Here is an 11941-nt window from a genome sequence, read left to right as displayed (position 1 = left end):
TAATTCAGGGTTATTCCCAAATCCCAGCCGGTTTGATTTCGCTCTTTACCACGTTTTCCGGCTTCGGTGGCAGTACAACGTAAAACTCGTCAGAGCTTTCTTCGATGGTTTTGATTTTGATGTGATCCGGGAGAATTACACCCAGTGCCTCCTGGATTGCGGCTTTCGGATCGGCAAGCAGTTTCGCTTTGAAGCTGGGGTCTTGCCATGCTTTCTCGACGACTTGCGATTGAAGGAGAGCTCCTGTTGTCACTAAGATCACCCTTTCCTATAAAAATAGTTATATTTTCCTTATTACTATAACATGGAATTCGACAAAGCGCTAGGAGAGGTTCATATTTTTCGACAGCCAATACGTCAGTCCGCCATGAACCAATAAATTTCGTTCTTCCCGCAGACTTTGCGCCCCTTCCACTAGATTTTGCCGTAGGTACTCGTGAAATTCCCGTAAATGGGGAAGATCGGGAGCGTTAGCGTTCAAGACGGCGGCGTTGTGATCCGTTTGTTCTGCAAAGGTGAATAGGATGTCCCGAACATATAACGCGTGTTTGATTTCCTCCGAGGTTGGCCTGCGGTCCGGAAGAATCTGCATCTCTTGTTGCACGGCGGAAATCAGAGAGTTGTAACTGCCTTCCCGAAGATCCTTCTCCCAGTCCTCCCAATCATCCAGCATTTGTAGCGTAACCAGCACCGCGTCCACGGCGGCCTCAATTGCGGAGATTCGCCGATCCTGGCCAGTCAGCAGCAGCATGCCGGCAACCGACAGTTTTACCGGGGAAGCCTTATGGGCGATCCGAACGGGGTTGTCCCGAAAGAAATCGCTTCTGTTCTCCAGCGCGACCGCCTCTGCCCACTCCGAGGTATATTTTCGGTAATAAGTCCAAAACGGGGAGGAAACGGGATAATAACTCCGATAGATTTGTCCAAATTCAAGTAATAACAAATTCGCCAGCGGCAGCTTCCGTTTATCATCCGCCTGCGGATCGTCCATCACTTCGTCGATTAAATGGTAATACATCATGGCGAAAATCATGGCTACGGTCAGCCGTCGGCTGTCTTCTGATTTGACGCTGGCAGCCTCCTGGAGCCAGAAAGGTAACAGATAGCTAATGTAGTTTTGGGAGCCGCCCCTTTTCAGCGCGTGAAATCTGCCAAGATAGGTGATGGCTTGATCCCGAAACGTCTCCGGCAATCCCGATAAAATACTTTCCGCCTCGTCGAAAGCGATCTCTAAATCTTGTTCAAAACTTGTGAACCAGTTCACAAAAATGACCCCCCTTATCCTAGGAAACCTCATTTTCATTATATAGGAGATTTTGGGGATAAGGTAGTTTAAGAGTAATGAGCCCCTTTCTTGAAGAAAGAGGCTCATTGAAATTCTGAAGGATCAGCTAGAAGAGCTGATGAATGCCGATTAGAATCAACAGCAACCCGGAGACGACGGTGGCGTGATTTCCGAATTTCTCCGCGGCAACCTTCTCGCCAAACCCGGCGCATGCGGCCAGCAGAAGATAGCTGAACAAACCAACAGATAACGAGGTATACCAGACGTTGAGCTGGGTGATTCCTGCGTTAAAGCCCCCGGCCAGCGCATTCATGGCCAAGGCGATTCCCAGCAAGATCGATTCCCCCAAACTGATGGATTTGGAGCTGTCCTTATCCGCCTCTTCCGGGTTGCGCAGCAGGCGGGTTAAGGGATTCGCCTCCTCCTCCTCGACCGGCACCATCTTCTTCTCCAGAAACGGCTGCAACAGCACCCATACGCCTACCCCAACGATCACAACCGTCCCCAGCAACTGCCCGATCCACGGATGGATCCAGGAGGATAACCAGCTTCCGAATAACCCCGACACCAGAGTGGCCAAAAAAGAAATGGCGGCGATGGCCAGATTGGAGTACCATGGAATGCGGATTTTTCGTACCCCGTAAGCAATGCCGACTCCCGCATTATCCAGGTTGGACGCGAGTCCAATGGCGATGACAGCCAACAGACTGTAAGAACCCATGATGTTCGCTCCTTTGTAATCCATGATGACACAGCATATGCCCAGAAGATGGAATTGGTTTATGGGGCAAGCCGTCATCTTGTCCGCAGGAAAACCGGAGCTGCCGATAAAGGGTTTCCATTACATCCAATAAAGTAGTATAATGACCACAAAGATAATGTTTGGGAGTGATAAATGTGCTTGAAAACTTGTTGCGTCCGTCTCATCTGCTGCTTCTCGTGATCGCGGCGCTTTTGCTATTTGGTCCCAGCAAGCTTCCGGAACTGGGGCGCAGTTTCGGCACGATGCTCAAGGAATTTAAGAGAGGCGCGCGCGGGGATATCCTCGAAGACGAGAAGCCGCAGGCGGCGGAAATCCAACCCTCCGCTGAAACGAATAAATCTTCCTGATGCCAGTAGACAAGACGCCTTCGGGGGTCTTTTTTTTTCTTGCGATGTTAATCGCTGCCATAAAAAAAGCGCGGGCTTCCGGGAATTCGGAGCACGCGCTTTTTCGATTTAAACATCGGGATCGCCGTTTCGCTAGACCGAAAGCAGCAGAAGAATAATGGACGATAGCCCCAGACAAGTACTGATCAGGTACAGGAACATCACAACCTGCTTCTGATTCAAGCCTGCCCGAAGCAACCGGTAGTGGACTTGGCTGGCATCGGCCACGTAAGGCGATTTCCCTTGAAGCATCCGCTTGATGACGACAAACAGGTTGTCAAAAATCGGGACGCCAAGGGCAAGCACCGGGATAAACAGAGACAAGACCGTCGCTTGCTTGAAAGCACCGTCCAATGCGATCACCGCCAGCATAAACCCAAGGAACGTTGCCCCGGCATCGCCCATAAATACCTTGGCCGGCGGCTTGTTGTACCGCAGATACGCGAGCGTCACCCCGATCAGGGCGATCGACAGCATCGCGGAGTTGGTTTGCCCTTTAGTTAACGCTACCACAAACAACGTTACCGCCGAGATGGCGGACAATCCCCCGGCCAATCCGTCCAATCCGTCCGAGAAGTTGATCACCGTGGTGACGCCAAAGATCCACAGGATCGTTAATACGAACTGGAGCCACTCCGGCAGCAGGACGTAGTCGCCGCTGAACGGGTTGACGAAGCCGCTAAAGGTGATGCCTGCCGCATAGACCAGGACGGCAGCGGATACCTGAACGATCATCTTCGGCAGGGCCGGAAAGTCTTTGCCTTTTGTTTTGTACCAGTCATCGATCGTTCCGATGGCCAGCAGCAGCACGCCGCCGGCAAACAACGCGCCCGTCTCCCAGGAGAAGTTGCGCGTAAACAGCAGATACGAGATGAAGAACCCGGCGAATATCGCATAGCTTGCCGTCAGCGGGATCGGCTGACGATGGATTTTGCGCTCGACGTCTGCACGGGGTTTGTCCACGAAGTCAAGGCGAAAGGCCAGCTTGCCGAGCGGAGGAATCAGAACATACACGATCAGAAACGATAACAGAAAAGTTAATAAGTATAAAATCGCTATTCACCACCAGATGTTAGACTCAGGCTAAGGACTATTATAAAAAGAAATTCGGACAATGTCGAATACTTGTATCACCCGCTGCATACCGTGAAGATGAACGTAAGGCCAATAATGTGGTACATTATAGAAGATACGAATGCTTTTGCAGGTAAAATACGCTTTATCACCTTTATAGGCAGGTACACGGAGGGATTTGGATATGCAAGACGATTATGCGCGCAAGCTGGAAGATCAGAAAAACCTGTTTCGGCAGTTAGGGATCAAGCTGGATGCGCTCTCCATTCACGAAAAAGATTTTGACGCGAAAATGCGGGGCTACGATAAGGAAGAAGTCGACCGGTTCCTGGACGACATTATCGTCGATTACGAGCGCTTCTACGATATCATTACCGATTTGCTGGACAAATATAAAGAGATCCAGCGCCGGCAAGCCTATTGGGAAGAAGAGAAGAAGGCCATGGCCGTTCGCAAGCCGCAGTTTGATCTGGAGAATGCCGTGGATCGCAAGATGGTTGAGGACGGCATTCGGCAAATGGAACGCAGCCTGGAGCAGTTTAAGCTGCTTCTCCGCGGCGAGCGGTAGAAAGCGAAAGGAACCGATCCGGAGGATTTGATCCGGGTCGGTTCCTTTGCATATGGAGGACGGAAGAGGTGCAGAATAGACCTGATGATTTGTTGGATATTCATGTGATGTTCATGAAGCAAATGGTTGCATCTCTGAAAGTGAAGTGGTATGATATAAACAAGATTTAGATTTAGTCTAAATTTAAGACAATTCGTACAGGAAGCACTAGACAGACCGCTTCTTCAAAATTTTGATATGGTGAATGGAGGAATGAAACATGGCAAACCCAACCCTGACTCAAGCAGATCAAGAACTTCAAAAACAACTCAACCTGCAAATCGCAAACTGGACGGTGATGTACACGAAGCTGCACAATTTCCACTGGTTCGTGAAAGGTCCGAATTTCTTTACGCTTCATGAGAAATTTGAAGCTTTCTACGATGAAGCGGCTGGATATCTCGATGATATCGCCGAACGCCTGCTGGCCATTGGCGGTACGCCGGTGGCAACTCTGCGCGATGCCTTGGGGCTGGCCAGCATCTCCGAAGCCAGCGGCAAGGAAACCGCCGATGAGATGGTGGCAGCGATCGTAGCCGATTTCGAGAAATTGGACAGCGAGCTGAAGGAAGGCATGGAAGCAGCCGCAAGAGCGGAAGATGAAGCGACGAGCGATCTGCTGCTCGGCATCGTCTCCTCGCTGGAGAAACATCGCTGGATGCTGAACGCCTATCTTGGGAAATAAGAAATTGGCGGTTACAGGAAAGACCTTGCCCAAGCCGAATATAAGGCTTGGGCAAGGTCTTTTTTTGCGTGCAGCTTCAAACCACTTTGAAGCGTTCGATCAAGGTATGAAGCTTCTCCGATAACCCCGAGAGGAAGCTCGCTGAAGCGTCAACCTCTTGCATGGCGGCCAGCTGTTCCTCGGAGGACGCCGACATATTCTGTGCGCTGAGCGCCGTATGGCCGGCAAAACGGACGATTTCGTCAATCGACTGCACCAGTCTTTGCGAGTTGTCCGACAAGAGCCGAACCCCTTCGCTCACATCGGCAATGGACGCAGCGGTGAATTGAGCAGAGGCTTTGATGTCCGCGAAGGAGGCTCCGGCGCTGCGCACCAGCTCGGCACCGCGTTTCGTTTCACGGACGGTCTCGTCCATCGCACTGCCGGTGAGCTCCACCTGGCCCACGATATGAGTGACAAGCTCGCCGATTTGCTGCGCCGAAGCTGCGGATCGCTCGGCCAACTTGCGGACCGAGGAAGCGACGACAGCAAATCCGCTGCCGTATTCCCCGGCCCGAGCAGCTTCGATCGAAGCGTTTAGCGCCAACAGATTCGTTTCGGCTGCGATGTCCGCCATGATGTCAAGGATGCTTTGCACCTCTTTGGTATGGCCGCCCAGCTCTTCAATGATCGCGGAAAGCTGAATGATTTTCGCTTCCATCGTTGCCATCTGTTCCACGCCGGATTCAATAGCTTGTCCCCCTTGGTTTGATGCAGCGGAGACCTGCTGCGCCGACGCGGAGACGTCTTCGGCACGGCGTGCGATCTGTCCGATCCGTTCAGACATGCTGCGCAGCATGGCCGATTCGGATTCCAGGGTCGCAAGCTGCCGCTCGGCGCCTTCGGCAAGGGACAAGGTGATCTCTACGGTTTGCTCACTGGCCTTTCCGGTTTGCTGTGCGCTGGCGGACAGTTCCTGCGAAGAAGAAGCCACGTGCATCGAGGTTTCGTTCACTTCGGTGATCAGTTGCCGCAAGTTGTCAACCATCTTCGTGAAATTGCGCGTTAATTTCCCGATTTCGTCCTGGCTGTGCAGTTGACCTGTCTGTACGGTCAAATCGCCGTGAGCAACCTGCTCTACCTGGCGGGACAACGTTTCCAGCGGACGAATCATCCGGTGGATGAAGAAGTACACGAAGACGACGGCGGCGATCAGGACGCCGGCTCCGATGAGGAAAGGCAGGAGCAGGATGTCGCGGGTTCTCTCCCCGATAATGGAAGCATCGAAGTTGATGACCATCAGTCCGATGATTTCTTGATTGGGGTCGTGATCTTTGTAGATCGGGCCGTATCCGCTGAGCAGCTTCACCCCGTCATAAGAATACACCTTGGTATATACGGAATGCTTCATCTGGAGGATCATGTCCCGGTCCTGTTCGCTGAAATAAAAAGCGTCTCCGGCCTGATATCCCCGGCTCTGCAGGTTCTGATCTGCGGCGAGGATGGTGCCGTCCAGCGACATGAGGAAGACTTCCTTAAACAGCGGCTTGTGTTCAACCGTCCAGTTTAAACCCTTCTCGAGCTCGGCAAGCTCCGAGCGATCTCCGCCGGCAAGCCGTGCAACGGCATCCGGCGCAACGAGTCCGGTCGTAATGTTGGCGCAGCCTACCGTCTCGACTCCGACGGATTTCTCCACCTGGCGATACGTCATTTGATAGCCAAATAACCCGATCAACGAACCGACTAGGAGCAGCAGTCCAATCAGTACGGTAGTAATTTTTTGTGCAAAGCTCATGTTCCAACTCCCTCAATTCACTTGATGACTGTATATGCCAGCAGCACTAAGACACATTATATAGAGAATAAATTAGCGGGATGTAATCTATCGCACATGATTTTGTCGAAAAAGATGAATAAAGAGAGAAAAAAATCACGGAAGGTGACGAAATATGTCAGGGAATGAAGAGAAATGGCGGTTGTTTATCGCGGTGCCCCTTCCACAGGAGATCAAACAAAAGCTGGATGCCTGGTGCAAGGAACAAACCGCGCGGCTGCAGTTCAAGAAATGGGTACATGCCGGGGACTATCATATCACGGTGCAGTTTCTGGGAGATACCTCTCCGGGACGTTTAGACGATCTGACGGCTTCAATAGAGCAAGCGGCGAAAGGAGCAGCACCGCTGAGCTTGGAGGCGGCGGGAATCGGCACTTTCGGTCGTCCGGCAAGTCCCAGCGTGCTTTGGGCGGGCGTTCGCGGGGAGGTGGCCGGGCTGGAACGTCTGCACGGCCGGGTTACGTCGGAGAACCGTGCGCTGGGCTTTGTGCCGGAGGAACGGCGCTTCAGCCCGCATATTACGCTGGCCCGGAAGTATCGGGAAGGGGCCCGGCTGGATCCGCAGGCGCTGCAGGTCTTGCCGGAATTCGGGACCTGGACGGCTGACCGCCTGGTCATTTATCGGACGCATATGCACGAGCGTCCGATGTATGAAGTGGTTGGAACGGCGCTGCTGTCTTAATTGGCGCGCTGTTCGGCAGAAGCGGCAATCTGCAGGCGTACGCGCGCCGGAGCGGCTGACGGATGCAGCAGGCTGATCACAGCTCCTGCGCAGCGGTCGGGGCGATAGCTGTGTTGCCGCTCGGCCGCTTGTAGCACGGTTCGACCGTGATCCGCATTGCGACCCAGGATGTTGGCAAACCAGCTGTCCAACACCTCCGGTGAGTCCAACTCGACGCCGAAGCCGCGCTGAACGAAGTATTCACGGTTTTTCTCCTCCTGGCCAGGGATCGATTCGAAGAACAACATCGGAATGCCTTTGGCCATTCCTTCGGTGCAGGTCATGCCGCCGGGTTTGGTGATGAGCAGATCGGAGGCATCCATCCATTTGCCGATCTCCCGCGTGAATCCGATGACCTTCATGTTCGGATGTTGAAGGGCCGGGTGCATACGCAGCTTTGCGGCCAGCTTCTCGTTGCTGCCCATACAGAAGACGATCTGGACTTTCTCGCGCCAGGCTGCCAGTTTGGCCAGCAGCTCCTCACTGAACAATAATCCCCAGCCGCCTCCCATGACGAGGGCGGTGGGCATATCTTTTAACCCCAATTCCTCCCGAGCGGACGTTTTCTCTTGCTTGCTCCAGAAGTCCGGGTGCACGGGAATGCCCGTAACCTGCACCTTGGAAGGGGCTACGCCGCGCTGCACGAGCAGGGCTTTCACCTCCGGCGCAGAGACGAGATACCGGTCCACGCCGGGACTCATCCAGGATCCGTGTGCATCATAATCCGTAATAAGCGTACAGAGGGGAACGTTCAACCCTGCAGTCACCTTGAGGTAGGAAACGATCGCGCTTGGGATCGGATGGGTGCAGATGATGAGATCGGGATGAAGCTGGGCGATGACCTCGGCGGTGTGCTGATAGAACATTTTGTGCAAAGCCAACCGCGTCAATTTCCCCACGGGTTTCTCATATTTGTGCTTATAAAACAGGCCCACCAATGCCGGGCTGGCGTTCACCGTCATCCGGTAAGCGGACAGGATCAGCGGTGCGACGGTTGGATTCAGGAACGAACCCAGCTCCAGCACCTTCGTCCGGATCTGCGGATCCATTTGCTTCAGTCCAGCCGCCAGCGCATGTCCGGCTTGCGTATGTCCGCTTCCGAAGCCCTCCGATAAGATTAACACTCTTCGTTTACGCATGAGAATTCACCTGCTCCCAAGGATAGTCCGATTCAATGCTCTTGATACTAAGTGTATGTGGTTTGTATGCCGGCTTGAAGAGGCTGGGGACGGGTGCGCCAACTGGACTTAGGTCGGGGAGGCGGCCGGAATGATCCAAGGTTGGGACAGGCGGATGAAAATGAATGAAAAATCCTGAAAAAACATCTTGCAATTGTTAGGCGGGAGGAGTAAAGTAGGGATTGACCAAATGACCGAAAATGAATTTTAGTCATTTTTCGGTACGATCGACAATTTCACGCAGGGAGGTGACAAGGATGGCTGTGGTAGATCGCCGTAAACTCGTAGTCGAAGCGGCAGAGAAGTCTTTTGCATTATTCGGCTACAAAGCAACGACGATGGACCAAGTGGCGAGAATTGCGAATGTGGCCAAAGGAACGATTTACACCTTCTTTACGAACAAGGAGGAGTTGTTCGATGAAATTTTGCGTTCCGTCATTACGGAAATGAAGCAGGTCATCGAACCGGAGATTGATGAGGAGAAACCTTTCTTCGAGAACTTGCACCGGGCAATGGACGGGTTGTTGGAATTCCGAAGCAGGCATGAGCTCCTGATCAAGTTGTCCCAGGAGGTTCGCGACTTCGGCACCCCCAAAGCCCAAGAGGGTCTGGAGCAGATCGAAAATGCGATCCTGGAGTATCTGGAGCGTCATCTCACCCGGGCGGCTAACCGGAAGGAAATCCGCTCGTTTGATCCTAAGCTGGTTGCTTTCGTTGTGTTCAAGCTGTATATCGCGATTACGTCGGATTGGAACAAAAACAATAAGCCTTTGTGTAAAGAACAAATCAAGGAGTTTATCCGTGATTTTCTGGCGGGAGGCTTGCTTCTGCCCATGGAAGCCTAAACGATTTACATCAACTATAGAGAGAGAAGCCACTAAGGGGAGAGAAAGCGAAAATGAAATCATTAAGCGTATTTTTCAAAGATATGGGGGCCACCTTCAAGAATCCTAAAGTGTTCATCCCCATTCTTGTCGTGCTGTTCATTCCCGTACTGTACAGCGGCATGTTCCTGACGGCCTTCTGGGATCCGTACGGGAAGATGAACGAGCTGCCGGTTGCGGTGGTGAATGAGGATCAAGGGGCGCAATACGAGGGGAAAGAGCTCAAGGTCGGTGAGGATCTCGTCACCGAGCTGAAGAAGAGCGACGATTTCCAGTGGAAATTCGTCACCCGTCAGCAAGCGGAAGCCGGGATGAAGAACAACGATTACTACATGACGATCGTGATTCCGGACAATTTCTCATCCCAGGCAACCACGCTGATGGATGAGCATCCGACGCCGGCGCAGCTGATCTTCGAGCCTAATGAAGGTTATAACTTCTTGGCCGCACAGATCGGCGGCACGGCGGTGAAAGAAATCAAATCCAAGGTCTCTGCCAAAGTGACGGAAGCCTATACGGAAACCTTGTTCGACCAAGTGGAGAAAATTTCAGGCGGGCTCAGCGATGCGGGCAGCGGTGCCAGCACCCTGAACGACGGAGCGGCGAAGCTCGACGACGGCGCGAAGAAGCTGAAGGAGAATCTGACCAAACTGGTCGATGGCACGATGAAGCTGGAGAACGGCGTTGTGCCGCTGGAGAAGGGCACACAGTCGCTGTACCGGGGCATCAATGAAGTCAAAACCGGGGCCAGCAGCTTGGCCGGCGGATTGACACAGCTCGAAGCCGCCAACCAGCAGTTGGAGAATGGAGCCAAGCAGGCGCATCAAGGCGGTACGCAACTGCAAACAGGCCTTCAAGCTTCGCTGGAAGGCGCGAAGAAGCTGGAAGCCGGCTTAACGGCGTCCGAGCAAGGCAGCGCTGAGCTGCAAACCGGCCTGGAATCGTCGGTTCAAGGCAGCGCGAAAGTAGCCGCAGGGGCGAACAGCGTAGCGCAAGGTTTGGAGCAGCTTGCCCAAGCCAATCCGGAACTGGCGAAGAACGCGGCGGTTCAGCAACTGATCGCCGCCAGCAAAGCGGTAGCTCAAGGCAGCGAACAGCTGCACCAAGGGAATCAGCAGTTGCTGCAAGGCAGCCAGAATCTGCATAGCGCCCAGGAACAGCTGGTCCAAGGCGGGAAGCAATTGACGGCAGGCCAAGAGCAGTTGCTGCAAGGCGCGACGCAATTAACGGCGGGCCAAGAGCAACTGGCGAGCGGCCTTGAGTTGTTCGGCAGCAAGTTGTCGGAAGCGGCTGCCGGAGGACAGAAGCTCGCAAGCGGGGCCGGTCAGCTTAGCGCGGGCGCTAAACAACTGCTTGGCGGCGTCGAGCAATTGTCCGGCGGGGTAGGCACGCTGGCGGACGGCTCGAAGAAGCTGGATGCCGGTGCGAGCGAGTTGAAGAACGGCATGGATCAACTGACGGACGGCTCGGGCGAATTGGCTACGAAGCTGACCGATGCTGCGGAACAAACGTCCGGAGTGAAGAAGACCGATGCGCTCGTGAACATGTATGCCGAGCCGATCCAAATCAATGAGCAGAAGGTGAACGAAGTGCCGAATTACGGCACGGGCTTTGCCCCTTACTTCCTGTCGCTTGGCCTGTTCGTAGGGGCATTGATCTCGACGCTGGTCGTGCCGGTTCGAGGCACCTCGGTGGCGGAAGCCAGCGGCTGGAATCGCTTTGTAAGCCGCTCGATGGCTTTTGCCGGCATGAGCCTGGTGCAATCCTTGCTGGCCGTCGTGCTGGTTCTGTACGGACTGGGGCTTGCGGTCAAGAGCGTTCCGCTCTTCTATCTCTTCGCCTTTATCACCAGCTTATGTTACATGTTCATCATTCAGGCCCTGGTGACCTGGCTGGAGAACCCGGGTCGGTTCCTGGCGATCCTGATGCTGATCTTCCAACTGACGACCAGTGCCGGGACCTTCCCGCTCGAGCTGATTCCGAACTGGATGAAAGCCTTCAACCCGATCCTGCCGATGACGTACAGCGTCAAAGGCTTCAAGGCGGTCATCTCAACCGGCGATATGCCGATCGCTTGGGAGAATATCGGCTTCCTGGCCGCGTTCGGCGTCGTATTCCTGGCGCTCACGCTGGTCTACTTCCTGCGTCACGAACAGAGCGCGGATATCAGTCCCGAAGCCAATCTGAGCGTACAATCACATTAAGAGTATTCCTAACAGATCCGCTCCCCGGTTTATCCGGGGGCGGATTTTTTTGCGTTGGGGCGCTTCGTCATTTTTAAGCGAGGGATTAAGGGATGCCGCGCGGTATGCGGATAGAACGGTTTGTCCTGTCCGGACGCTTTGCATGATTATCCCGTATGATCAGGTCACCGGGAGCACAGGGTCACAGGGTTATGGGGTCACGAGGTCACGGGGTTACGAGGTCTCTGGGCCCCCCTCTTGATGAGGTTGAAATGAGAGTTGTTGACGGACTTGGGTTCCGATCTTCGAACCTTCCTCCCCTTAACAAAAGGGATAATGGTGCAAAGAGTCCTGCAGAGACA

The 11941-nt window shown here is 53.7% G+C and carries 12 protein-coding genes; 6 read left to right on the top strand and 6 right to left on the bottom strand.

Annotation, left to right across the window (positions count from 1 at the left end; translation table 11 throughout):
- Positions 1-10: 10 nt before the first annotated feature.
- The 3 genes from BN3795_RS23395 to ytaF form a co-directional block, all read right to left on the bottom strand.
- Positions 11-253: an NHLP leader peptide family RiPP precursor gene (locus tag BN3795_RS23395; protein ID WP_068787083.1), complete on the bottom strand. Its 243-nt coding sequence runs from the start codon at positions 251-253 to the stop codon at positions 11-13.
- A 69-nt stretch (positions 254-322) separates the two neighbouring features.
- Positions 323-1264 (bottom strand): hypothetical protein, encoded by a 942-nt coding sequence (locus tag BN3795_RS23390; RefSeq protein ID WP_068787082.1) that lies wholly within the window; start codon positions 1262-1264, stop codon positions 323-325.
- 127 nt (positions 1265-1391) lie between these two features.
- Positions 1392-2006: a sporulation membrane protein YtaF gene (gene ytaF, locus BN3795_RS23385; protein WP_068787081.1), complete on the bottom strand. Its 615-nt coding sequence runs from the start codon at positions 2004-2006 to the stop codon at positions 1392-1394.
- Between the two features lie 176 nt (positions 2007-2182).
- Between ytaF and BN3795_RS23380 the strand changes: the two genes are divergently transcribed.
- Positions 2183-2395 carry a twin-arginine translocase TatA/TatE family subunit gene (locus BN3795_RS23380; RefSeq protein WP_110945345.1) on the top strand — a complete coding sequence of 71 codons (213 nt, stop codon included), beginning with the start codon at positions 2183-2185 and terminating at the stop codon, positions 2393-2395.
- 132 nt (positions 2396-2527) lie between these two features.
- Here BN3795_RS23380 and BN3795_RS23375 read toward each other — a convergent pair whose 3' ends face one another.
- On the bottom strand, positions 2528-3487 hold the full coding sequence (locus BN3795_RS23375; RefSeq protein WP_110945344.1) for an MraY family glycosyltransferase: 960 nt from the start codon (positions 3485-3487) through the stop codon (positions 2528-2530).
- A 205-nt stretch (positions 3488-3692) separates the two neighbouring features.
- Between BN3795_RS23375 and BN3795_RS23370 the strand changes: the two genes are divergently transcribed.
- Together BN3795_RS23370 and BN3795_RS23365 are read left to right on the top strand one after the other, a co-directional pair.
- A complete protein-coding gene (locus BN3795_RS23370) occupies positions 3693-4076 on the top strand; it encodes a DivIVA domain-containing protein (protein ID WP_068787079.1) in 384 nt (127 codons plus the stop codon).
- Positions 4077-4335: 259 nt separating this feature from the next.
- Positions 4336-4800: a Dps family protein gene (locus tag BN3795_RS23365; protein WP_068787078.1), complete on the top strand. Its 465-nt coding sequence runs from the start codon at positions 4336-4338 to the stop codon at positions 4798-4800.
- A gap of 76 nt (positions 4801-4876) precedes the next feature.
- Here the strand turns inward: BN3795_RS23365 and BN3795_RS23360 are convergent, their stop codons facing one another.
- The gene (locus tag BN3795_RS23360) at positions 4877-6574 is read right to left on the bottom strand and encodes a methyl-accepting chemotaxis protein (RefSeq protein ID WP_068787077.1); all 1698 of its coding nucleotides are present in this window, start codon (positions 6572-6574) and stop codon (positions 4877-4879) included.
- A gap of 154 nt (positions 6575-6728) precedes the next feature.
- Between BN3795_RS23360 and thpR the strand changes: the two genes are divergently transcribed.
- The gene (thpR, locus tag BN3795_RS23355) at positions 6729-7295 is read left to right on the top strand and encodes an RNA 2',3'-cyclic phosphodiesterase (RefSeq protein WP_068787076.1); all 567 of its coding nucleotides are present in this window, start codon (positions 6729-6731) and stop codon (positions 7293-7295) included.
- Here thpR and BN3795_RS23350 read toward each other — a convergent pair.
- The gene (locus BN3795_RS23350; protein WP_068787075.1) at positions 7292-8473 is read right to left on the bottom strand and encodes an MGDG synthase family glycosyltransferase; all 1182 of its coding nucleotides are present in this window, start codon (positions 8471-8473) and stop codon (positions 7292-7294) included. The genes thpR and BN3795_RS23350 overlap by 4 nt on opposite strands.
- Positions 8474-8769: 296 nt before the next feature.
- On the opposite strand from BN3795_RS23350, the gene BN3795_RS23345 reads away from it, so the two are divergent.
- Complete coding sequence (locus tag BN3795_RS23345; protein WP_068787074.1) at positions 8770-9357, top strand: TetR/AcrR family transcriptional regulator; 588 nt, start codon at positions 8770-8772, stop codon at positions 9355-9357.
- 53 nt (positions 9358-9410) lie between these two features.
- Positions 9411-11600 carry a YhgE/Pip domain-containing protein gene (locus BN3795_RS23340; protein WP_068787073.1) on the top strand — a complete coding sequence of 730 codons (2190 nt, stop codon included), beginning with the start codon at positions 9411-9413 and terminating at the stop codon, positions 11598-11600.
- Positions 11601-11941: the final 341 nt, after the last annotated feature.

Origin of the sequence: Paenibacillus phocaeensis (assembly GCF_900021165.1) — a bacterium.
Lineage (GTDB): Bacteria > Bacillota > Bacilli > Paenibacillales > Paenibacillaceae > Fontibacillus > Fontibacillus phocaensis.
This window is presented reverse-complemented; position numbering and strand designations above follow the sequence as displayed.